This is a genomic window from Mesorhizobium subarcticum (genome assembly GCF_055456085.1).
On record NZ_JBVBEG010000004.1, the window covers coordinates 1 to 21,236 of the forward strand.

22 protein-coding genes are annotated in these 21,236 nt (G+C 60.8%); 16 read left to right on the forward strand and 6 right to left on the reverse strand.

The window, feature by feature from the left end; translation table 11 throughout:
* Window positions 1–101 precede the first annotated feature (101 nt).
* Window positions 102–3,041 carry a Tn3 family transposase gene (locus tag ACZYHG_RS37480; RefSeq protein ID WP_464615555.1) on the forward strand — a complete coding sequence of 980 codons (2,940 nt, stop codon included), beginning with the start codon at window positions 102–104 and terminating at the stop codon, window positions 3,039–3,041.
* 54 nt (window positions 3,042–3,095) lie between these two features.
* Window positions 3,096–3,812, forward strand: coding sequence for an XcyI family restriction endonuclease (locus tag ACZYHG_RS37485; protein WP_464615564.1), 717 nt, complete (start codon window positions 3,096–3,098; stop codon window positions 3,810–3,812).
* A 7-nt stretch (window positions 3,813–3,819) separates the two neighbouring features.
* Here the strand turns inward: ACZYHG_RS37485 and ACZYHG_RS37490 are convergent, their stop codons facing one another.
* Entirely contained in the window at window positions 3,820–5,988 is a 2,169-nt protein-coding gene (locus ACZYHG_RS37490) for an AAA family ATPase (RefSeq protein ID WP_464615556.1), read from the reverse strand.
* A 138-nt stretch (window positions 5,989–6,126) separates the two neighbouring features.
* Here ACZYHG_RS37490 and ACZYHG_RS37495 point away from each other — a divergent pair, with 138 nt between their 5' ends.
* The 3 genes from ACZYHG_RS37495 to ACZYHG_RS37505 are packed head-to-tail and all read left to right on the forward strand — an operon-like array spanning window position 6,127 to window position 7,972.
* On the forward strand, window positions 6,127–6,819 hold the full coding sequence (locus ACZYHG_RS37495) for a hypothetical protein (protein ID WP_464615567.1): 693 nt from the start codon (window positions 6,127–6,129) through the stop codon (window positions 6,817–6,819).
* Window positions 6,771–7,016 carry an abortive infection family protein gene (locus ACZYHG_RS37500; protein ID WP_464615565.1) on the forward strand — a complete coding sequence of 82 codons (246 nt, stop codon included), beginning with the start codon at window positions 6,771–6,773 and terminating at the stop codon, window positions 7,014–7,016. Before ACZYHG_RS37495 ends, ACZYHG_RS37500 begins: the two co-directional genes overlap by 49 nt.
* A complete protein-coding gene (locus tag ACZYHG_RS37505; RefSeq protein WP_464615557.1) occupies window positions 7,013–7,972 on the forward strand; it encodes a tyrosine-type recombinase/integrase in 960 nt (319 codons plus the stop codon). The genes ACZYHG_RS37500 and ACZYHG_RS37505 overlap by 4 nt, the downstream gene beginning before the upstream one ends.
* Window positions 7,973–8,184: 212 nt before the next feature.
* Here the strand turns inward: ACZYHG_RS37505 and ACZYHG_RS37510 are convergent, their stop codons facing one another.
* Together ACZYHG_RS37510 and ACZYHG_RS37515 are read right to left on the reverse strand one after the other, a co-directional pair.
* A complete protein-coding gene (locus ACZYHG_RS37510; protein ID WP_464615558.1) occupies window positions 8,185–8,400 on the reverse strand; it encodes a hypothetical protein in 216 nt (71 codons plus the stop codon).
* Between the two features lie 552 nt (window positions 8,401–8,952).
* Window positions 8,953–11,769, reverse strand: a complete 2,817-nt coding sequence (locus tag ACZYHG_RS37515; protein ID WP_464615559.1) for a beta strand repeat-containing protein — start codon at window positions 11,767–11,769, stop codon at window positions 8,953–8,955.
* A 397-nt stretch (window positions 11,770–12,166) separates the two neighbouring features.
* Here ACZYHG_RS37515 and ACZYHG_RS37520 point away from each other — a divergent pair, with 397 nt between their 5' ends.
* The gene (locus tag ACZYHG_RS37520; RefSeq protein ID WP_464615560.1) at window positions 12,167–12,364 is read left to right on the forward strand and encodes a hypothetical protein; all 198 of its coding nucleotides are present in this window, start codon (window positions 12,167–12,169) and stop codon (window positions 12,362–12,364) included.
* Window positions 12,364–13,017, forward strand: coding sequence for a DNA methyltransferase (locus tag ACZYHG_RS37525; protein WP_464615561.1), 654 nt, complete (start codon window positions 12,364–12,366; stop codon window positions 13,015–13,017). Before ACZYHG_RS37520 ends, ACZYHG_RS37525 begins: the two co-directional genes overlap by 1 nt.
* A gap of 112 nt (window positions 13,018–13,129) precedes the next feature.
* Here the strand turns inward: ACZYHG_RS37525 and ACZYHG_RS37530 are convergent, their stop codons facing one another.
* Window positions 13,130–13,588: a hypothetical protein gene (locus ACZYHG_RS37530; protein WP_464615562.1), complete on the reverse strand. Its 459-nt coding sequence runs from the start codon at window positions 13,586–13,588 to the stop codon at window positions 13,130–13,132.
* Between the two features lie 178 nt (window positions 13,589–13,766).
* On the opposite strand from ACZYHG_RS37530, the gene parA reads away from it, so the two are divergent.
* The 8 genes from parA (at window position 13,767) to ACZYHG_RS37570 (ending at window position 17,531) form a co-directional block, all read left to right on the forward strand.
* Window positions 13,767–14,411: a ParA family partition ATPase gene (gene parA / locus ACZYHG_RS37535; RefSeq protein WP_464615563.1), complete on the forward strand. Its 645-nt coding sequence runs from the start codon at window positions 13,767–13,769 to the stop codon at window positions 14,409–14,411.
* On the forward strand, window positions 14,408–14,698 hold the full coding sequence (locus ACZYHG_RS37540) for a plasmid partition protein ParG (protein ID WP_464615539.1): 291 nt from the start codon (window positions 14,408–14,410) through the stop codon (window positions 14,696–14,698). Before parA ends, ACZYHG_RS37540 begins: the two co-directional genes overlap by 4 nt.
* 99 nt (window positions 14,699–14,797) lie before the next feature.
* A complete protein-coding gene (locus ACZYHG_RS37545) occupies window positions 14,798–15,028 on the forward strand; it encodes a hypothetical protein (protein WP_464615540.1) in 231 nt (76 codons plus the stop codon).
* 40 nt (window positions 15,029–15,068) lie between these two features.
* Window positions 15,069–15,851 (forward strand): replication protein RepA, encoded by a 783-nt coding sequence (locus tag ACZYHG_RS37550; protein ID WP_464615541.1) that lies wholly within the window; start codon window positions 15,069–15,071, stop codon window positions 15,849–15,851.
* Between the two features lie 719 nt (window positions 15,852–16,570).
* Window positions 16,571–16,846: a type II toxin-antitoxin system ParD family antitoxin gene (locus tag ACZYHG_RS37555; RefSeq protein WP_057145036.1), complete on the forward strand. Its 276-nt coding sequence runs from the start codon at window positions 16,571–16,573 to the stop codon at window positions 16,844–16,846.
* Window positions 16,836–17,147 carry a type II toxin-antitoxin system RelE/ParE family toxin gene (locus ACZYHG_RS37560; RefSeq protein WP_464615542.1) on the forward strand — a complete coding sequence of 104 codons (312 nt, stop codon included), beginning with the start codon at window positions 16,836–16,838 and terminating at the stop codon, window positions 17,145–17,147. Before ACZYHG_RS37555 ends, ACZYHG_RS37560 begins: the two co-directional genes overlap by 11 nt.
* Window positions 17,144–17,338, forward strand: coding sequence for a hypothetical protein (locus ACZYHG_RS37565; RefSeq protein ID WP_464615543.1), 195 nt, complete (start codon window positions 17,144–17,146; stop codon window positions 17,336–17,338). The genes ACZYHG_RS37560 and ACZYHG_RS37565 overlap by 4 nt, the downstream gene beginning before the upstream one ends.
* The gene (locus ACZYHG_RS37570) at window positions 17,319–17,531 is read left to right on the forward strand and encodes a hypothetical protein (RefSeq protein ID WP_464615544.1); all 213 of its coding nucleotides are present in this window, start codon (window positions 17,319–17,321) and stop codon (window positions 17,529–17,531) included. Before ACZYHG_RS37565 ends, ACZYHG_RS37570 begins: the two co-directional genes overlap by 20 nt.
* Window positions 17,532–17,682: 151 nt before the next feature.
* Here ACZYHG_RS37570 and ACZYHG_RS37575 read toward each other — a convergent pair whose 3' ends face one another.
* Window positions 17,683–17,994, reverse strand: coding sequence for a hypothetical protein (locus ACZYHG_RS37575; protein ID WP_464615545.1), 312 nt, complete (start codon window positions 17,992–17,994; stop codon window positions 17,683–17,685).
* Window positions 17,995–18,231: 237 nt separating this feature from the next.
* On the opposite strand from ACZYHG_RS37575, the gene mobQ reads away from it, so the two are divergent.
* Window positions 18,232–19,479, forward strand: coding sequence for a MobQ family relaxase (mobQ, locus tag ACZYHG_RS37580; RefSeq protein WP_464615546.1), 1,248 nt, complete (start codon window positions 18,232–18,234; stop codon window positions 19,477–19,479).
* Between the two features lie 114 nt (window positions 19,480–19,593).
* Here the strand turns inward: mobQ and ACZYHG_RS37585 are convergent, their stop codons facing one another.
* Entirely contained in the window at window positions 19,594–21,207 is a 1,614-nt protein-coding gene (locus tag ACZYHG_RS37585; protein ID WP_464615547.1) for a type IV secretory system conjugative DNA transfer family protein, read from the reverse strand.
* Window positions 21,208–21,236: the final 29 nt, after the last annotated feature.

A 21,236-nucleotide genomic window follows, 5' to 3' on the forward strand; every position in this document is an offset into this window, starting at 1 on the left:
CTACGAGAATCTAGGTGCAGAGCCTTTCACAATCCTCTTTCATTATGACGTCGTAAGGCAAGTGGTTTGTGAAGGGATGAACGATGCCGGCTCGGATATCGATGACGAAGACGCAGCGGGAGAAGCTTTTGGCATTGCCGGACAGGGAAGATGAAACCGTCCGGTATCATAGCCTCACCTCCGATGACCTCGCGGCGATCGCCCAAAGCCGGATGCCCGAGACCCGGCTCGGTTACGCGCTTCAGCTCTGTTGCCTGCGCTACCCCGGTCGATATCTTCGGCGCGGCGAATTCCTGCCGGGCATCATGCTCGATCATATCGCAGAACAGGTCGGTGCCGATGCCGAAGCGATATCCTTGTTCGCCCGACGTGGAGCCACCCGATATGAACAACTGGCGGCGATCAAACAGCGTCATGGTTTTCGGGATTTCACCAGGCCGACGCGAGCAGAACTCGCCGCCTGGGCGGAGCGCGAAGCCGTCGGTTTGACCGACGGGCGCGTGCTGCTCGATCGGCTGATCGAACGGATGCGCGCCGAGCAGATCATTATTCCCGGCATCAGCGTGGTCGAGCGCATGGCCGCCGCGGCGATGCACGCGGCCGATGCCGCTGTGGTAGCTGAGATCAATTCTCTTCTATCGGATGCGCAGCGTCTGCAGCTTGATGCACTTCTGTCGGATAAGATACATGTCCGCCAAAGCCGGCTGTCTTGGCTGCGTGAGCCGCCCTCCAGGGTCGGTGGGAGGCCGCTTCTCGAACTTCTCGACAAGCTCACCCTCGTCCGCACGATTGGCGGCGATGTTGTTGTTTCGCGTCCCGGCCTCGGGCCCCGCATGGCGCAGATGGCGAAGGAGGGCAGCCTCTATACGGCGCAGGCTTTTCAGCAGATGGGACCTGCCCGCCGGCACACCATCATGATGGCGACGCTGAGCGAACTCGGGATCGCGCTGACCGATGGCGCGCTTACCATGTTCCAGTCGCTCGTCGGCCGCGCGAACCTGCGTGCCCGAAAGCGGCTCGAGGAGACGATCGCCGCCTCCACCGAACAGGGCCGAACACGGCTGACTCGCATCGCCGATGTGCTGGACGCTTTGGTGAGGACCGCGAGGAAAGACGGCGACATCAAAGCGGCCGTCACCGCGATCGCGGCGCTCGACGTCGTCGAAGCCGACGCCGCCATCATTCGGCGTACAATTCGTCCCGGAAGGCCGGACGTACTCGGCGAGCTTTCCCACGAGCACCGCGTGTTCAAGCAGATCGGCGCCCAACTCCTGGCGAGCTTCACGTTCGAGGGGCGTCGGGCGTCTCAGCCATTGCTTTCAGCGGCTACCGTTCTGCGCGACCTTGGCGGTGACTGGCGCAAGTCATTACCGGCGAGTTTGCCTCTCGGCCATATCGAAAGACGCTGGTATCGACACGTCTTCAAGGAGGGTTCGGTTGACCGGACCTACTACGAACTCGTCACTTTCTTCGCACTGTCCAACGCTCTCGCCAGCGGTGACGTGTGGGTGCCGACATCGCGAATCCATCGCTCGCTCGATACGCTCCTTACGCCGGCTTCGCCTGCAACGAACCTCCCCCCTTCGCGGCTGCCGACCGTTCCGGTGGTTGGTGCCGAGACCTACATAGAGGCTCGCGCGGCCGAACTCGATGCCGCCCTCCTTGCCACGGCGCGCGGGCTGTCGGGCAAGGATGTGGCCATGTTCACCGGCGGCAAGCTCCGTTTCCCGAAGGAGCAGAAGGACAACGAGGCCGAGGGCGCCGGCGCCGTTTCCGCCGCCATCTACCGGCTGATGCCGCGCGTGCGGATTACCGACATGCTCGATCAGGTCGACCGCTGGACAGGATTCACAAGTCAATTCGGTCACGTCTCGACCAGTCTGCCACCCGACAACATTCGCGCCTTCATGGCGACGCTCATCGCCGAGGCGACGAACCTTGGCTTGTCGCGCATGGCCGAGATAAGCGGAGCAGGCTCCCGTCGGGCGCTATTGCGGATGCAGACATGGCACATGCGTGAGGACACATTCCGGGCGGCACTCGCCGGCCTCACCGATGCGATCCACGCCGAGCCGCTGTCGGCCTGGTTCGGCGAAGGGTGGCGGGCATCGGCGGACGGGCAGGCCTTTTATCTCGGCGGCCCCGGCGAAGCTGGCGGCGCCGTCAACGCGCATTACGGCCGCGATCCGATCGTCAAAATCTACACCACGATCACCGACCGTTACGCGCCGCTCCACCAGAAGGTCATAGCTGGCACCGCCGGAGAAGCCATCCATTCATTGGACGGCATCCTCGGTCACGAGAGCAGCGTGAACGTCGCAGCACTTCATGTCGATGGTGGTGGCGCGTCGGACATCGTCTTCGCCGTCATGCACCTGCTCGGACTTTCCTTCGAACCCCGTATCCCGCGCCTGTCGGATCGCAAACTCTACGCGTTCGAGCCGAAAGCGCGGTACGGTCCACTGGCGCCGTTGTTCGGCCATCGCCTCGACGCCGGGTTGATCCGGACACACTGGGAGGATGTTCAAAGGATAATCCAGGCGCTCAGGAACCGGGTGGTGACACCGTCGCTCATCCTGAAGAAACTTAGCGCTTACCGGCAGCAAAACAGTCTGGCCGCCGCGTTGCGCGAAATCGGCCGCATCGAGCGCACGCTGTTCACCTTGCGCTGGTTCGAGGATCCCGAGCTCCGCCGGCTCGTCACCGCCGAACTCAACAAGGGCGAAGCGAAGAACTCGCTCTCCCGAGCAGTGGCTTTCCACCGCCTTGGGCGTTTCCGGGACCGTGGGCACGAAAACCAGGCCAGCCGAGCCGCCGCCCTCAACCTCGTCACCGCAGCCATCATCCTGTTCAACTGCCGCTATCTCGGTCGCGTCGTCGAAGCGATGCGCCGGCGCGGAACGGCATTCGATGAGCGGGTAATCCCGCAGCTCTCGCCGTTGGGCTGGGACCATATCAACATCACGGGCGATTACGTCTGGTCAGACCATCTCATGGTCGATGGCGAAGGGTTCCTGCCGCTTAGGATTGACGCCTCATGACGGCGCCGACATGCCTACCGTATATCTGTGTCCCAATAATGCACTGGGGCCCTCCTGTACGGCTATAGCCAAAAAGAGTTCTACACCACGGCAACTGGAGCGGGCCGCTTCATTTCGATGGAGACGAAAGGGCTCCTACGCCCGACTTTGGCCCCCGACATCGAAACGCTTTGCAAAGAGATGTGTGAGGCCGGTGCGCAGCTGCTCACGGGCATCGCCGGTAAGGCTGTTACCATCGCCCTTTTAGACGACTTGACCCTGCTTACATTGGGGCCGCAACTACGAGGGGGAGCCAATGTCCGTCGGGGTACCGCCGGCATCATCCAGGTTTTCAACGTTATCAAGGAACTCGTGCAAGACCACATTGAGGCGTCGGGCCCAAGGTTCATCCGTGTCCGGAACGCGGCTGGTCGTCAGGTACGCATCGAATTCGCCGCAGACCCGGACATCGTGATCCGCGAGGAAATGAGGGCGGACAGCTTCCGCAATATTGTCGCGATCGAGGTAAAGGGCGGCACAGACTTTTCCAACATCCACAACCGAATTGGCGAGGCTGAAAAGAGCCACCAGAAAGCTCGGGGAGCCGGCTATGTCGAATGTTGGACTATTGTGAATGTCGATCGCATCGACATGACCATGGCCGCGCGAGAATCCCCGACCAGTAATCGCTTTTACCGGATCTCGAGCCTCGTGGCTGCCTCGGGGGCAGAATTCGACGAATTTCGTGACTTGGTGACGGCCATGATCGGCATTGCCGGTACAGCGTCTTAGCGTTTCCCTAAGTGAGAGCCAACAGATCGCTGTAAATCTGACGAAGGTGCTCGTCAGACATATCGAGGATCGGCTCGTACATGAATGAGTTCAAATGGATATTTTCAGGGGTCATCAAGACGACCTTTTCGATAGCGGCGATCGCCGCATGTTCAGCAGGGAAACGGGCGCGATACTCCTTTAACAGGATTGCGGTTTGGTTCGCTGTCATTGCCGCTATGAGGGCGGGGTCGTTGATTTTCTGAACCATAAACGCCTCTGCCTGCAGGCGTACGGCAATTGATAGGACAATTTTATTCTCAAAATTGGCACCGCCGGCAGCGGCCAAGCACTCCTTCGCCTCTCGGTGGATCACGTCCACAACCGAAAGGCCGCCGCCATCAGCGGCAGCGAGAGCGGTGCCGAACAGCGCGTTATAGATATCGAAGAGATCCTTTTCGAGCAGCCCCGCTGTATTAGGCTTCCAGTGCAGGAGAGACGTTAGTGTTTGGTACGCAGGGTCCGCCTCGCCCTTGGTGAACTCCACCAGATTGCGCATAAACGGGATAGAGGCGACGCGCTTCTTCGCGCTCGCTGCAAAATTCGGCTTCCAGTCGTTTACGAAAATATTCTTGATTCCAACCGCCGGGCTGATGACAACGCCGTTGGCGTCCTTGGTCACCATGAAGCAGCACGGATAGCTTACGAACCTGCTCTGCACCGTTCGGAAGAAATCAAAATTGTGCGTGAGTATGATCTGGTAAAAGTCTTTTACGTCTGAAATGTCCTTAAGGTACTGGATGATGGCGTATTTGTTACGATAGTCAAATGAGTCGGCGATATCGTCGACAACAACCAGGGTCTTTTCACCCGCCTTCTGCCTGGCTCTGATATCGAATATGATATTCAGAACGTAGAGAGCTTTCTTCTCACCGGTACTCAGCACCTCAAGCAACGACTTCCTATCGACGTCTGCCGTATCGGCACCGTCTGCAAATGTGAACCCGAGTTTGAGGATGGGCTCCTGTCCCAGCATGACAGATGTCTTGTTGATAGGAGTTAGCTTGAAGGGCACGAAAAATCTGGCATTGAAGATCTCAATGACCTCTTCCCACTGCGTCTGCTCCTTGCCAGCTTGTTCCTCGATCTCGGCCTTACGCTTCTCGGCCGAGCGGTACTTCGCTACAAGGTCAGCATACAATTCAAGCCGCGCGCCAAGGTAACTCTTCCACACCTCCTCCTTGAAGGCTGCAATGTTAGCCAGGGCGGGCAAAATCTCCTCATTTTCAGTGAGATACGCCTCAAAATCGCGAACGTTGACATTTTTTGCGAGGAGTTTTTCGACCTCCGAAAACTTCTTTCGCAAATCCGCGTCGTTCGAAATGCCCTCTTTCTCTTTCGCTACCAGCTCTTCGAGCTGCTTCTCATCAGCGATTTCAACCTTGGCCGCTGCGTTGAGGTTCAGGGAGTGCTTGGCTTTGAAAAAGCCATTGTCTGCAAGCGTCTTGGCTATCACCGACGCATTATAATAGTTGAACGTCCCCCGCTTGAAATACGTCGACGCCGAAATCAGCTCATTGTATTTCTTGATATAGCCTTCAATGACGCTTTTAAAATCCTTGGTGCCAAGGAAGGAAAGGACCTTCTCATCGAAAATAACATCGTATTTTAAGTTGGAGAACGGATATCCCTTCTGGGCAACGATTTCATCATAGACGCGGAGCAGCGCTTTATAAAACTGGTTGTCAGTGGGCGTGAAGGTTGAAGAAATCTCTTTCTCCAGGTCCTTCTTAGAGCCGGATTGTTCCTTCAAAGCGGCGATAAGGGCTGTTTTGGCATTATCGATATCGAGGTGGAGCTGCTCGTACTCTTTTCGAAGAGTCGCATTCACGAGTAACGTCGATGTTTTTTCTGTGTGACCCAAAACCTCGTCGTACGGCCTTACCACCAGGATCGAGGAAGCTGGCAAGTCGGCGCCGGTCTCATCCGTGACAGAGCGCGTGGTCACCCGTGCAGGAAAGATCCGATCTTTTGACGGGACACCTTCGGCAATGTCCTGGAACGTCTTCGCGAGGGACGATTTCATCGCGCCGTTTGGGGCGTAGATAGCTACTGCGGGGCATTTCTCAAATGAGAAACTGGAGCTCAGCTTCTTGATGCCGTAGCAGTGCGCGAGCTCGATGTTCAGTTTTTTCATTGGCAGCTTCCCCCCGAAGGCCAACCTAGCATGTAAAAGGGAAAGGGATAGCGAGGGGGCTAAACAAGCCGCACCCGATTTGCGTTGAGACATCCCTTCTATCTATGATAATGTCCTTTATCATAGATAGGAATACACATGGGCGACCGCTTTTCAATGTACGTCATCACCGCTCTAGTCGACACCATCACCGGCGGTGCCGGTAACGACCAGTCGCCGCCGATCGGCATTTACCGGTCGGGGCCGAAGATCGAGCGGTTCTTCATGGATTGCGGTCTCGACATGCGTGTCGGGATGAAATCGCGGGTGCCGGCGACGTCGGACTTCCTGCGGGAGACGGGTTCGCATTGGGAGGGCGACGAGCGGATCGAGCGGATCATCCTGAAGGTCTGTGACCCCCGCGAGTATTTGACCGAGCCCGACAAGGCGGCGGCGGTTCGAGAGCACCTGAACCGTGCCCTTGAGCCTGACGGGCTGGCGGTGACGGTTGTCGGTGGAAAAGCCCACCTGACCGTCCGTGGCGCCTCGGGCATGATTATCCAGCCCTTCATCACCAAGATCACCGTGCTGAACTTCGACACTGTGCAGGCCGAGATTGCCCGCGCGCTGCCGAATGCCAAAGACGACCCAGAGGACGCGGTTACCGCCGCGTGCTCCCTGGTCGAGGCCGTTTGCCGGTCAATTCTTATCGAGCTCCGGCTCCCGCTGCCCGCGAAAGAGACGTCGACGGCCTTCTGCGCGCGGTTCAGGAGCCGCTTGGGCTGTCGCCGGGCCGGTCTGACCTGCCGGCCGAGGTCGAGGCCGATATCAGGCAAATTCTGGGAGGCCTGACATCGGTGGCCAAGGGTATCGGGGCATTGCGCACCCACGCCGGCGACGCTCACGGCCGGGAGAAGGGTTTCAAGCGCATCGACCCGCGCATCGCCCATTTTGCGATCAATGCCGCTAGCTCCATTGCCCTGTTCCTGATCGAAACATGGGAGCGGAAAGAGCATCGGACTCTTCCTCAGCATGGAGATCCGGCATGAACGAGCTTTCAATTCTTCCTGTCCATACCTCCCTGCCGACAATCATCGCGGAAGCAGGCAACGACGCCAAAATGCACTTCGTCGAGTTCTTCGCCGCTAATATCCACAACCCGAACACCCGTAAGGCCTATGCCCGCGCCGCTGTCGATTTTTTGACCTGGTGCGCCGATCGGGGCGTGACCGCCCTCCCCGCCATCCAGCCCATGCACGTCTCTGGCTGGGTTAAAGAGCTCGGCGACAGCCATTCGGTGCCGACCGTTAAACAACGGCTGGCGGCCGTCCGAGGCCTCTTTGATTGGATGGTGAACAAGCACCACCTCCATACGAATCCCGCCCATTCGGTGCGAGGGCCAAAGTTCTCCAGCCGGACTGGCAAGACGCCGGTGCTGTCACCTCAGGAAGCGCGCCAGCTGCTCGACAGTATCCCCGTGGACACCATCATCGGGCTTCGTGATCGAGCGCTCATTGCCCTAATGACCTATTCCTTTGCGCGCATCGGCGCGGCGATCGGCATGGAGGTGCGCGACCTCTTCGTGCAGAACCGGCGCCTGTGGGTGCGATTGCACGAGAAAGGCGGCAAGCGGCATGAGATGCCCTGCCACCACAGCCTGGAGCAGTATCTGGACGCCTACCTGGACACCGGCGACTTGCGGGACCACCTACGTACGCCGCTGTTCCGCACCATTAGGCGCGGCACCCATAAGCTGTCAGTGACCGCCCTCACCCAGGGCGAAGCCTTTGCGATGATCCGCCGACGGGCGGCCGGCGCTGGCATCGACACGCTGATCGGCAATCACACGTTCCGGGCCACCGGCATCACCGCCTATCTGAAAAACGGCGGCACGCTTGAGAAGGCGGCCCACATGGCCAACCATGCGTCGACCAGGACAACCCAGCTTTATGACCGCCGTCACGACGAGGTGAGCCTCGACGAGGTCGAGCGGATCTTGATCTAGGGCGAGCCAGCCGCCCATGAAAAACCCGCTGCCGGGAGGAGGTGGCAGCGGGTTCGATCTGAAGCTCGCCACGGGAGGAGGTGTGGCGCGCTTTGTGTCGGCATCGCATCTGGGAGGAGTAGATGGCCGACCCGGCGAAAGTCGCCGGTTGCCGGCAATTGTGCAATGCACAATTTTGCATGGCTGCCCTGCGACGGCAGGCCGCCGTGGTGCTATTTCTTGGTGATGTTGCCGTGGTTCAGGTCGAAGGCCTGGGTGTCGGCGGCCTGCCTGTGAAAATCGTCCTGAAGTTCGCCCCACTCACCAAGGTAGCCGCCGCAGCTACTGCAATGGATAGGGGTGCTTTCAGTGGCGTTGTCGGGGATGTCCATCTGGATCGTCCCGCACACCTTGCAATCGAGTTTGTGGTCGAGCCGGTTGGTGCCCATTGGGTTTTCACCCTTTCTGGCAGGGGTCTATAGTCTGCTACGATCACCGTCCAGTCACTTAACAAGACGATGACTGCTGGGGATAATGGGCGCTGCCCCTCGCGCCAGCAAGAGGGCCGAGCCTCGGCTACGCCTGCGGCCGCACCAACACCCTCTTGCAGTTGCTACCCCCGGACCTCGCCGGTCAGGCAGGGGGTGCAGGGGCACCCTTTCTACAACCAGAAGGTAGCGAAGGTGCGGGAACGAATCGCCGAGGCGGTCGTTGCGCTAGCTTGAGGGATTGGACGCCAACGTGAGAAGGGACAACTCATGGGCGAAAACACCGACGACCCCGCCCCTATGACGGAACGTGACAAGCTTGCAAGTCACCTGGCCAAGGAGACCGGTATCACCTTGGAGCAGGCGCGGGGCCTCATAAGCATGCTTGGCACCGACCGCAATTCCCTGCTCCGCGAGGCACGGATAATCTCCCGCCAAGGCCATCGATAGGAGTGGACGGGTCGGACTCACAGAAACGTAAAATCGTATTTACGCTTGGCGCGCCGTCCCTCCTCACGGCCGACAGTAATAGGGACGGCCGTTGACGAATTTAGTGGTGCCATAGGTGGCAGGGCCGCAGGTGATGGCAGGGCTATCCGCTAGTTGTATGGCGCTGGCAGAGACAGTGCCGGAGACTTCGAGTGCTGCTGCAGGGGCGACGGTTCCAATGCCTACCATGCCACCGAAATTGGTGGCACCCAGATAGGTCTGGCTTACGCCCAAATAGCCCCATGTAGAGGCGCCGTTGGTCAGAGAAACATAGCCGCTCCCCCCGTTAGCGATCACCTGAGCGGTGCCTGAGGCAATGCGGTCACTTCCTGCAGATACGATGCCGGTGAGGCCGGAGCCATTACCGACGAAGGCGGTGGCGGTGACAACTCCGGTGACCTGCAGGCCCTTCCCATAATAGATACCGGAGGTAGAGACGGCGGTGATGTTGAGGTCGCCGAGCATTATCTGGTTGGAGGCGGTGGGCTGGGCGTTGTAGCCGAGGCCGGTAACGTTGCTGAAGGTGTTGGAAATAGCGTTGACTGCACTGAAACCAAGAGCAGTGACGTTGACAGCGGTATTGTTCGAACCGGCTCCGGTACCTACAGCCGTGAGATTGGCGGCGGTGTTGAAGCGTCCGGCATAGGAACCTACACCGACGACCCCCAAGCCGGAGTTCCTTTGGCCAGCCTGGAAGCCGATGGCGGTGAGGAAATCGCCTGTGTTGTACTGGGCAGCGCTATCGGCAACAGCCGCAATGTAAGTGCCAGAGTTGTTCTGGGCTGAGTTATAACCAACTGCGGTGATGTTGGTGCCGGAGTTGTTGGTAGCGCTGCCGAAGCCAATGGCTGTGACGTTGGCGCCAGTGTTGAAACGTCCGGCAGTGTAGCCCATGGCGGTGAGACCGCTACCGGTATTGCTCTGAGCTGCGTAGCCGCCAACCACCGTAGCGGCCGAACCGGTATTGCTTTGGCCAGCTGCCAGGCCCATGGCGGTCACATTGTTGGCGTTGTTGGCACTGGCAGCATTGCTACCCATGGCGGTGACGTTGGTACCCGAGTTGGTTTGGGCGGCGGCATAGCCCACGGCGGTTAGGGAGAACCCGTGGTTGCCGGTGGCGGCATAGGCACCGACAGCGGTTAGATTGGCATCCGTATTGTTCTGGGCGGCGGCATAGCCCACGGCGGTAGCGTAGTTCGCGGTGTTAACATTAAGGGCATTTACACCTAGCGCCGTGATGTAGTCTGCGGCGTTGTTCTGGCCAGCAGCATAACCAACTGTAGTGACTTGGGTTCCGGAGTTGTTATAACCGGCAACGCTGCCGACAGCGGTAAGGTAAGTGCCGGTGTTACTAACGCTGGATTGGTAGCCAACGGCGGTGACGTAGTTGCCGGTGTTGTAGCGAGCAGCCCAGCCGCCAAGGGCGGTAACATAGGTACCGGTGTTATTCTGGGCGGTGACATTTCCGAGTGCGGTAAGGTTGGTGCCAGTGTTGGTTTGTCCGGTAAAGTAACCTATCGCAGTGGTATTGGTGCCGGTGTTGACTGCTGCAGCATACTGGCCGACCGCAACAACACCTGTGCCGGTGACGATGTCGATTGGGCCACGGACGGTGAGGGTGCCGTTGGGAGACATTGTGGCGACGGAAGTGCCGGAGGTGATGCGGTCGGAAACCGCGCTGATCCCGGTGAGACCGGACCCATTACCGACAAAGTTGGTGGCGGAGACGGTGCCGGAAACCTCAAGGGGAGCTGTGGGGGTGACATTGCTGCTGCTGGAGAAGTTTATACCGGTCCAACTGGTGGTGAGCACGTTACCCGCAACGTGGAGAGTGGCGGAGGGGGTGAATACAGTGCCACCACCAATACCGACAATACGGTTGGCGGTATCGGCATTGGTGAAGTTGGTGAAGCCGCTGCCGGAGTTGTGGAACTGCTGGCCGATGCCGGCAGAGGTGGTGGAGAACTGGAAGCGATTGGGAGAGCCAAGATAATCAGCGGTCCAGTAACCGGTTCCTGAATTCAGGGACATGAAATAGTTTTGTGCGACGCCGCTGCGACGGGTGATGAAGAGAGCCGGATTGTAGCTGGGGTCGGAGCCGTTCAGGCCGATGGAGCCGGAGATTTGAAGGGTGTTGGTGACTGTCGTAGTGCCGATACCAACCAAACCTGCGGTTGATATGTACATGTAAGTGTTGTTGGCGGCGTTGGTTTGAAAGCTGAGTCCCTGACCGCTGCCTGCCCTGAGTACGCCGCTCAGGTTTACGAGGTCGCGGTTGGCGGTAATCATGGTGACGTTGCCGGTGGGGGCGACACTAACGTTCCCGTTAAAGGTGGTGGTGCCAGTTACCTGCAGGGCATTACTGGTAGGGGCCATACCGATGCCGACGTTGCCGGAATAATAGCCGGTGGAGCCTGAGATGCCGCCGGTGGTGCTGATGCCCCCTGCCACCCAAACGCCGCCATAATAGTAACCGGTGGTAACGCCCGCCTCGGTGATGCTGATGGAGTTGGAGTTTCCGTTGGCGATGACCTGGGCCGTACCGGAGATGATGCGATCGGCGGAGGCGCCTGAGATATTGGTGAGGCCGGAGCCGTCACCGATGAACTTGGCGGCCGAGACGTTGCCGGTGACCGATATCCCACCGGCCGTGGTCAAGCTTGGCGCCCACGTCGGGCAGCCCAGATCCCCACGCGAAGCCTCACCCACGCACAGACGACCACCATTGATGCCCATGGTCGTCGAGACGTTGGCGACCGCGCCCCAATCCTGCGCTTGAACCACAGCCGAAGAGGCGGTCAACACCGCCACCATCAGCCACGCGCGCAGTTGATTTAACACCTCGCAATCATACGGTTTTTTGGGCCGGGGCGCTACCGGTTCGCCTGTTTCGTAGGCGGTGGCGTGGCCATTCTGCCGAGCCTCGGATGCTGATTGGTCGCCTCGGGATGCAAGCCCCCTCCCCGTTCCAGGCGGATATCGCCAAGGCGCTTCAACCCCTTGGGTCGGGATCGATTGGGTTCTGTACGGATCTCCGTTGGTGGCTGCGCAGCGCGGCCGGCATCGGTCGGGAGATGCGCCGGCGCCTGGCCTGGTCAATTGGACTGCCCGCTCATTTGCTACGCTCCCGTGTGGCCATTGACCCTGCCCGCCCGTGCCGGGCTCAGGCAAGCCGTCGCCAAGGCTCCCCGACCGGCCGCGACAGGCGCAGCCGGAGAAACCAACAAGAGAAATCTCCATGACACAGAAGCAATCCAAACGACCCAGCCACGAAGTTTACGTGGTCGAAGGCGAAGGCGATAAGACGCACTGGACCAAGGTCGGCGCGGCGTGGCCACACGACGACGGCGAAGGCTACAACATCACCCTGAGTGCCCTGCCCATCAACGGCCGGCTGGTCATTCGCAAACCGAAACCGCAAGAGGACCGGGCGTAATGCGCCCCCTCCCCTGCAACACCGTGTTGCTTGGCGACTGCATCGAACAGATGCAGCGCCTGGCGGCCGGGTCGGTCGACTTCATCCTGACCGATCCGCCGTACCTGGTTCGCTACCGCGACCGCTCGGGCCGCACCGTAGCCAACGACAACAACGCCCGCTGGCTGAAGCCGGCGTTCGCCGAAATGCACCGCGTGCTGAAGCCCGGAGGCCTGTGCGTCAGCTTCTACGGCTGGGACCACGCCGGCGAGTTCCTCGACGCCTGGCAAGCAGCCGGATTCCGGATCGTCGGGCACCTGGTGTTCTGCAAACCCTACGCATCGTCCCGTCGCTTCCTCAGGCACCATCACGAGCAGGCATTCCTCCTCGCCAAGGGCGATGCCCCCTGCCCTGCCCGGCCAGTGTCGGACGTGATGCCGTGGGATTACACCGGCAACCATCTGCACCCGACGCAGAAGCCGGTTCGGCCTCTGCAAACGCTCATCGAGGCGTTCAGCAAGCCCGGCGACCTGGTGCTCGACCCGTTCTGCGGTTCGGGCTCAACCCTCGTTGCCGCCAAAGCCGCCGATCGGCGCTTCATCGGCATCGAGCTCGACCAACAACACCGGTTTACCGCATCCCTGCGCGTAAACGCGTTTCAGGGCGCAGGTTGAGGCGAGGCGGATGTATCCGCCTCCTCTCGCAGATATCCACGTTCTCTGACTAATCGTATTTCTGTAAAATCGCATTTACGATTTTACGCCCCATATGCGAGCAGCCGAGGCGTCAATGGGTGTCAAACTCGTCCAATGGGAGGTCGTACTCAAGGTGGGCATAGAGTTCGAGCAAATATTGCGCCACGGGGTCGACGACATCGACAAAACGGACGCTCATCAGTTTCACCAGATCAATCTGGCGATGAAACTCATCCCGGAATACCTCCTCTTGGGAAAGGGCAAGGCGCGATCCCTCCGGCGTGTATGTTGCCGCTCGTTCAAGCACGCGGCGCGCGCGTTTGAACGCAAAGGACGCCGAATAATGGCTTTTAGCGGTATGCCCGCGAAGCCGGCCTTGGAGATTCCGCGTCCTTCCGACGTGGACCGCCACATCGCCTTCGAAGAATACATAGACCCCTGCCCTGCCTCGGTGCGCTACGACGCCCCTGGCAGGAAACGGCAAGGCATTCTTAAGCTGGACGAAAAGTGCAGGGATTGCCGCAGTCGCGGCCGCAAAGTGTTGGTTCATAGCTTCCCCCCTCGTTCGGCGTCGTAAAATCGTAAATACGCTTTTACAGAAATGTGTCGAATCAGCCACTTTGCGTTAGGGATTTGTTAACCACAGCTGGGCCAAAACTGAAAATCGTGAAATCGTATCGTCGTAGAATCGTAAATGCGACGAACCACAAATACAGAAAGGCGACGGCATGATCATTGGCGTGCTCAACCAGAAAGGCGGCGTCGGCAAGACCACGATCGCCGTGAACCTCGCCGCGACCCTCGCCAAGACCGGCAGCCGCGTGTTGCTGGTCGACGCAGATCCCCAGGGCAGCGCCCTTGCCTGGTCGAGTGCCCGCGCCCTTGCGCCGATCTTTTCGGTTGTCGGGATGGCCAAGCCGACCCTGCACCGCGACCTGCCCGATATCGCCAAGGACTACGAGGTGGTGGTGATCGACGGCGCCCCGCGCGTCAACGAGCTTGGGCGCGCCGCCATCCTGGCCAGCGACGTTGTGCTGATACCGGTACAGCCTTCGCCTTACGATATCTGGGCCGCTGCCGACACCGTGGCGCTCATCCGCGAGGCCCAGCAATTCAAGCCCAATCTGAAAGGCGTATTTGCGATTAATCGTAAAATCGCAAATACGGCGATCGGCCGCGACGTGGTCACGGCGCTGGAAGCTTTCGGAGATATTCCCGTGCTGACAGCGGCGCTGCATCAGCGCGTGATCTACGCGGAGAGCGCAGGGCAGGGGCTTTCGGTCATCGAGGTCGCGCCAAATGGCGAGGCCGCCCGCGAGATTGCAAAGCTGGCCTCGCAGTTGTTCAACCAGCAAGAAAGAAAAGTTGCATGAGCCGCAAGACCGTCCCGTTCAACATGCCGGCCAAGGCCGCGCCGTTACCACCCGTGGCTGACGCCTGGGTAGGCACGGCGACGAACGACGTCCCGGAAGGGAAGGGGGCCAAGGTCACCCAGCTGAAACCGGCGCCGGCACCGGCCGAGGCCATGAAGCGGTTCACCATTGACGTGACCGAGAGCCTGCACAAACGCATCAAGGGGCAATGCGCCATGCGCGGCGTGAACATGGCCGACACCATCCGGGAGATGCTTGAGAAGGCCTTCCCGGAGCCTAAAGCGTAAAATCACATTTACGCTTTTACGATTCTACGCCGCCGAAAGATGCCTACAACTCAGGCAGTCCAATTCCCCGCACTCCCAAATCAGGGCTAATGTGCCGTCGTGACCACTTACGCCATCCGAGACGCGGACCTGCTTGCCAAGCTTGAAGAGGCTCGTGGCAAATTTCTGTTCGAAACAACGGTGCGCAATCTTGAGCATCAGCAGGCCGAGCGCGACGCCGACGCCGTCAAGGTGGCCGCGCGCGCAACACACCTGGCCACGTTGTCCCGAGAACTCCCGCCGCCGCGCCATCGTCCGCGAAGTTATCGAAAGCGAAGGACCGTCTCCTGATCTCCTGCGGTTCCTGCCGACCCCGCTTGCCATCTGCGGCTTGCCCTACCGCCGCCTCCCGACAGGAACGCCGTACTTCGAGCGCCAGCAGGGCCGCATGGCGGTCACGGTATCACCAGGTTATCTGCGCTCGCCCGACGGCAAGCTTGTCGCCCAGCCGATCCCGTGGGGTCCGAAGGCGCGCCTCATCATGGCGCACCTGAGCACCGAAGCCCTCAAGAACCGCAGCCCGATCGTCGAGACCGCGAACTCCCTCAGCGCGTTCATGCTGGACATGGGCTTCGAGGTGAGGGGAGGGGTCAACGGCTCCATCCAGCCCTTCAAGGAGCAGATGCGCGCCCTGGCGGCTTGCCGTATGGAATTCAGCGCCTGGGACGGCAAGAAGTCCTCGCAGATTGACGTGAAGCCCATGGAACGCGTGGAACTGTGGTTCGGCGACCATCCGGACCAGCAGAGCCTGTGGCCCACCACCATCGCCTTTTCGGAACGCTTTTTCGCCGAGCTGCAGAAGCATGCCCTGCCGATCGACGTTCGCGCCTTGCGCGCTTTCTCAAACTCCGCACGCAAGCTCGACCTGTTGTTCTGGATCAGCTACCGCATCACCCGCCTCAACGAGCGGCTGGTGCTGGACTGGAAGCCGCTGAAAGCGCAGTTCGGCGAAGGGTTCGCGCGTGACCGCGATTTCCGTGCCCAGCTGGCCGACGACCTTGCCAGCATCCACGAGATCTTCCCGAAGCTTCCGATCAAGCTCACCGACCGGGGCCTAGAAATGGAGGCCGCCGAGGCCTCCGTTTTGGCCATTCCGCGCCGCATTCGCGGCTAACCCCTCAATCCGAATCACCTGCACGAAAAAAGCGAGCAATCGCAGCTATTTAGGTACGCTGATTTGGTCGCACTTAGCCGTATATTTTTCCCAAGTCTTTCAAGCCCTTGATAGGGGTGCTGCGCTGATTTGGTCGCGCCCATGCGCTGATTTGGTCGCGGTAAGGGGAAAAGATGCGCTGATTTGGTCGCGGGCGGCCGCTGATTTGGTCGCTCAATCTACGCTGATTTGGTCGCGCCCCTCTTATATAGAACAGAAATACCCAGAAAGACTCCTACAGAAAGCCTTCTTCCTAAAAGCCTTACAAAATCTCAGAAAAAGGGCCTACGGCGTTTTTCAAATTGGGATTTTTAAGAGAAGAAGGCCTTTCCCTCGTGGTCAGGGGCAACCTCGGGAGCCTGGGAACATCGCTCTGGCTATCAGGAAGGCCATACAGACGTTTTTGGCTATCGGCAGGCGCCGGTGCACCGGACAAGGTGGAAAACGCGCCCTACGGGCTTCTGTGAGGCTTGAGATTGGTTGAACGCCACCCGCGAGGGGTGGCGTCCTAACCCTTGACGGTCATCGGCCTCCCGGCCTGTACCGCGACCGCAGTGAATCACGTATCATTTTCGCGGTCAAACCCGCCGCGAAGAGATTTGCTTGGGAATACGGGTGTCAGAAATTTGTATGACAGTGTCGCACACCGTGCTATAAGGGAGGTAACGAAAGAATCTGCCATGAGAACCAGCAAACCGATCTCCGTGACCCTCGGCCGCCAGCAGAGCAGCGTCGACGCGCGCCTGTCGTCCGGCGCCTACGATTCCGCCAGCGAGGTCATTCGTGCGGCGCTCCGCGCCCTCGACCGCGAGGAACAGACCATCACCGCCATCATGCGCGCCAAGGTGCAGGAAGCCCTTGACGATCCGCGTCCGGATATTCCGGCCGACGAAGTGTTTGAGCGCCTGGAGCGCAAACACGCCAAGCGCATGAAGGCCGCAGGCCGTGACGCATAGGGTCACTTTTCACGTCTTCGCGGAAAGCGATCTCGACAAAATCGACGACTTCATCGCCCAGGACAGCCCAGAACGGGCGATCGCCTTTGTGCGCCGTATCCGCAAGCATTGCGAGCAGCTGGCGGACATGCCCGAAAGTGGCCCGCGCCGCGAGGAGCTCGGCGCCGGCGTTCGCACGTTGAGCTTCGAGCGCCGTGTCCTGATCATTTATCGCATCGAGGGGCAGGCCGTCCGAGTGCTTCGCATCCTTTACGCAGGCCAGGACTACCCGGCCAACCTCCAGGATGAGCCGGGGTCATGAGTGCCACACGTGTGACAGACGCTTTGCAGGCGATCCGTGATCGGATTCGCTGGTCGATCGACGACCCCCGGCCGAGCCTGTCGGCCGCCGAAGCGGAAGCCCGTCTAGCGGCCTTTTTCGAGGCTGAAGCAAACGGCATTGTTGTCGGCCACGACAAACCGTTCCCGAACCATGACGGCGAATCCGACTGACAGCACACCTGGTCAGATGCCGCCCGCTGAAGGCGGCTCTAGCGTCGACGATGTGGAGATCCACACCCGTCTCCTTGAGGCCATGCAGCGGGCCAGCCTCAACGACCCACGGCCCGGTGTGCCGATCGGCGAGCTGATTGCGCGGCTGCAGGCCCGTCTCCGCGAGATGACCAAAACCAAAACCAAAATCTGATCCTACCGGTCCTAACCCTTGTCCAAATATCCTCGGGGGTGTGGGGGCAGACAGCCCCCACGGGGTAGTCCCGCCGTAGACCTAACCGGAGCGGGCAGGGGGGTGCGGGGGGTCTCCCCGTCATCGCGCGGAGCGCGACCGCGCCGATTTTTCAGGACGGTATACACGTCACGCCAAGATAGTGGCCGAACACCATCGGCACGATGAACAGCAGCACGCCGCCGACGGCTAGGCCGCGACCGCTTTCGCTTTTGAAGCCCGACACGGCCCAGATCGTGACCCCGACCGAAGTGATGAGCACGCCGGCCGAACCGGCGAACGTGACCGTTGGCTGGGCCAGGTAGCAGAACGCAAACGGCTTACGCCCGATCCATGCGGCGACATACTGGTCGTAGAGGAACGCGGCAAACAGCGGCACCGCGATGAGTGCGACAAGATTGCCGAGGAGCCGGGATGGTGACATCGGGGAGCGCGTAAGGCGAGAGGGCAGGGCGGGGTTAGCAGCTGAAGTTATCAGAACACAGGACCGGGGTGGTAGGGAAAGTTGACAGGGTAATAGCGCACTTATACATTGCTTCGCAACATAGGTGCCCCGGCAGTCACAGGTTTGCGACTATCCGCCGGGAAGGACTGCCCTTGCGGGCAGGATTTCAGGTGTTGCAGACGCGTCGCTGACGCACCTTTTGATGGAGCGTTTTGCATGGCGATCTATCACTTTTCAGGGCAGGTGCTCGGCCGGACTTCGAAGCGGAATCCGGACGGCAGCTGGCGGCCAGGGTCCAAGGTTGTGGCCGCTGCGGCGTATCGGTCGGGCGAGCGACTGGACGACGCCAAGCACCGTGAAACTCATGACTACAGCCGCCGTCATGGCGTGGTGCACGCCGAGATTCTGACGCCACCGGGCAGCGCGCCGTGGCTCGGCGATCGCCAGCTACTCTGGAACACGGTCGAAGCCATGGAGGAGCGCAAGGACGCGCAGCTGGCCCGTGAATTTAACATGGCGCTGCCGTTCGAGCTCAGCCACGAGGACCGCGTGGAACTGGTCCGCGACTTCGCCGAAATCCATTTCGTCCGGCGCGGTATGGTGGCCGATATCGCGCTTCACAATCCCAACCCCGAGGACGGCCAGAGCGAGAAAAATTTCCATGCCCACATGATGCTGACCATGCGCCGCGCGACGGCTTCGGGGCTCGACCCGGTCAAGACCCGCGAATGGAACAGCAAGGAGCTGCTGAAGACTTGGCGCGCCGAATGGGAGCTCGCCTGCAACCGCGCGCTTGAACGCGCCGGCAAGAAAACCCGGATTGACCACCGCACGCTTGTTGCCCAGCGCGACGCCGCTCTCGCGGCCGGCGATCGTGCGCGGGCCGCGCAGCTGAACCGGGCGCCGGAGATCCATGTCGGTCCCCGCGCACGCCAGATGGCGCGGCAGGGCCGGCCGCCGGCGAGCCAGGTGCGCGAGGTCGGTGCCTATCGCAAGAAGGCGCCAGCGGCGCCGGCGAAGCGTAGGGAGCGTGATTACCCATCACGCGACAGCGGTACGCGGTTGAGCTTTCTGGAGAAGATCCTGAGCGGCAACAACGAGCAGTACCGCCGCAACGTGAAGGCGATCAACCATCGTTTTGACCGCATGAGCCGCAAGGTCGACTACTGGCAGCGGCGCGCCACGTTTTACGCCGAGGGTAAAATCATGGGCAAAGAATTCCGGTTCAACCGGTGGAAAGCGGCCGACGCGGCCAAGCAGAGCGAAGCCGCCATGCGGCAGAAAGCGGCCCATGCGCGCAAGCGCCTGCAGCAACTCGAAAGCGTCATGAAACTGCTGGAGGGCATCCTTGCCACCACGACCCGCCGCCGAGAAATTGGCTTGGTGCGGGTGCGTGAGGTCGAAGGCTGGATACGGTCGGTTCGGTCGCGCGGCCGGCCAAGTGGTCGGGGCCGTCGGCGGTAACCCTGCCAGCTTCGAGCGTCAAGGCACGCTTCGCTCTACGGCCTTGACCCTCAAATCCGGCAGGGCAGGGGCTTGGGAACGGAAAGCCTGATAGTGGGCTTTCCGCCCCATCAATCACGAAGAACCAGCAGAAAGGCCGCTCTCCGGCGCAGGCGGTAGCGGCGCGATCGGCAGGACGTGCGCCGAGCTGGCTGGCGTTGCCACCGACATGACGGGGATGCTGTTGACGCCGGTGGGAGGCGTGCCTTGCCACGGGTCCCAGAGCCTGGACCAGCGCCAGATCTTGCGGTAGTCGATGCGCCGGCCGAAGACCGGGTAGGGGACATGCCGGAACTTGACGATGGCGTGGTGCAGGGGCAGGCGCTGGACCTCGGCGGCATCGAGGAGCCAGTAACCGCTCTCGGAAAGGCCGTTCTGGCGGTTGGTGCGCTCCCAGGCACCGGACGACTGGCTGACCCCGGTGGAGCTCGACATTGACGTGGTGTTGCCGAGCATGGTGGCGACATACTCGGCGGTGTCGTTGTCGTTGACCCCGAAGAACACGCGGGCCGACGAGTTGGCCAGGAACGCGGCGGCACCGTCGCCGTAGATCCGGCGCACCTGGGGCAGGTTTTGCCAGATGAGGACCGGCGTGCAGTAAGCGCGCAGCAGGCCGGCTTGCCGTTCCAGGGGATCGAGGCGGCCGAGCACGGCAACCTCGTCGAGCAGCAGCACGACCTTGCGTCTTGGCGGCGCTGTTTTCGCCCGTGTGAGCGTTTTCAGGGTGCAGCCGACCATCACACGAAGCCAGGTGCCGTAAACCTCCAGGACATCCTCATCCACGCAGAGGTAGAGGGTGGAGATCGAGCTGACGAGCTCGGAAAGCGCGAACGTCGACGACGCCGAAAGCACGCCTGCAGGAGCGCCGGCCGACCACGGTTCGGTCGCCTTCTGCAAGTTCGACAGGATGGACGAAAACTCCTCAGAGAACTGGCCGTCCTTGCCGACCGAGCTGGTGAGCGCGCCGGCGGCAGTTTCCCGCGCGGCGAGGGAAGGGGAGCTCTCGGCGATCTCCTCGAGCGAGGCGATGAAGGTCGCGGAGGACCCGACCGAGAGGCGGCGCACGCCGGCGAGGTTCCGGCTGGCAAGCGGCTCATGCAGCGTGTGCAGGATCAGCGCCTTGAGCAGGGAAATGGCCTTGTTATCCCAATGCTCATCGCGGCCGCTTGGCGTGACCATCAACGAGGCCAGCGCCTGGGCGTCGTCAGCTTCCGAAGGCGTGCCGACGCGGATGATATCCATGGGATTGAAGCGGTCGGAATGGTGGGGATCGGTGGGGTTGAGCATGCGCACCTGGCCGAGCGTCGCCCGGCGCCGGCGCGTAATGGCGTAGTTTTCGCCCTTGGGATCGGTGACCACCATGGAGCCGCGATAGGTCAGCAGCGAGGGGATGACGACGCCCAGGCCCTTGCCGGCGCCCATGGTGGCGAACACCATGACCATGCCATCCTTGGAGAACCGGATAAGGCGGCCAAAAGCGCCCCGGCCGAGGATTACCCCTTCGCCGCGCACGGCACCGTGCCAGATCTGTTCGAAGCGGCCGGCCCAGCGGGACGAACCATGCGAGCCGCCTTTGCGGCGCACGTAGCGTCGATAGCGGACAGGGGAGGTGAGGATAAACCAGACGAGCCACAGCGCCCCGCGAATGACTGCGAAGATGCCCGTTGCAATAGCTTGAAGCACGTCCATTTTATAAACCTCTCACGGCCGCCGAGCCG

What these genes read in the sequence shown, in the direction of transcription:
- ACZYHG_RS37480 (WP_464615555.1), top strand. Translation starts at nt 102, where the DNA reads ATGACGAAGACGCAGCGGGAGAAGCTTTTGGCATTGCCGGACAGGGAA.
- ACZYHG_RS37490 (WP_464615556.1), bottom strand. Translation starts at nt 5,988, where the DNA reads ATGAAAAAACTGAACATCGAGCTCGCGCACTGCTACGGCATCAAGAAG.
- ACZYHG_RS37495 (WP_464615567.1), top strand. Translation starts at nt 6,127, where the DNA reads ATGGGCGACCGCTTTTCAATGTACGTCATCACCGCTCTAGTCGACACC.
- ACZYHG_RS37505 (WP_464615557.1), top strand. Translation starts at nt 7,013, where the DNA reads ATGAACGAGCTTTCAATTCTTCCTGTCCATACCTCCCTGCCGACAATC.
- ACZYHG_RS37510 (WP_464615558.1), bottom strand. Translation starts at nt 8,400, where the DNA reads ATGGGCACCAACCGGCTCGACCACAAACTCGATTGCAAGGTGTGCGGG.
- ACZYHG_RS37520 (WP_464615560.1), top strand. Translation starts at nt 12,167, where the DNA reads ATGACACAGAAGCAATCCAAACGACCCAGCCACGAAGTTTACGTGGTC.
- ACZYHG_RS37525 (WP_464615561.1), top strand. Translation starts at nt 12,364, where the DNA reads ATGCGCCCCCTCCCCTGCAACACCGTGTTGCTTGGCGACTGCATCGAA.
- ACZYHG_RS37530 (WP_464615562.1), bottom strand. Translation starts at nt 13,588, where the DNA reads ATGAACCAACACTTTGCGGCCGCGACTGCGGCAATCCCTGCACTTTTC.
- parA (WP_464615563.1), top strand. Translation starts at nt 13,767, where the DNA reads ATGATCATTGGCGTGCTCAACCAGAAAGGCGGCGTCGGCAAGACCACG.
- ACZYHG_RS37540 (WP_464615539.1), top strand. Translation starts at nt 14,408, where the DNA reads ATGAGCCGCAAGACCGTCCCGTTCAACATGCCGGCCAAGGCCGCGCCG.
- ACZYHG_RS37555 (WP_057145036.1), top strand. Translation starts at nt 16,571, where the DNA reads ATGAGAACCAGCAAACCGATCTCCGTGACCCTCGGCCGCCAGCAGAGC.
- ACZYHG_RS37565 (WP_464615543.1), top strand. Translation starts at nt 17,144, where the DNA reads ATGAGTGCCACACGTGTGACAGACGCTTTGCAGGCGATCCGTGATCGG.
- ACZYHG_RS37570 (WP_464615544.1), top strand. Translation starts at nt 17,319, where the DNA reads ATGACGGCGAATCCGACTGACAGCACACCTGGTCAGATGCCGCCCGCT.
- ACZYHG_RS37575 (WP_464615545.1), bottom strand. Translation starts at nt 17,994, where the DNA reads ATGTCACCATCCCGGCTCCTCGGCAATCTTGTCGCACTCATCGCGGTG.
- mobQ (WP_464615546.1), top strand. Translation starts at nt 18,232, where the DNA reads ATGGCGATCTATCACTTTTCAGGGCAGGTGCTCGGCCGGACTTCGAAG.
- ACZYHG_RS37585 (WP_464615547.1), bottom strand. Translation starts at nt 21,207, where the DNA reads ATGGACGTGCTTCAAGCTATTGCAACGGGCATCTTCGCAGTCATTCGC.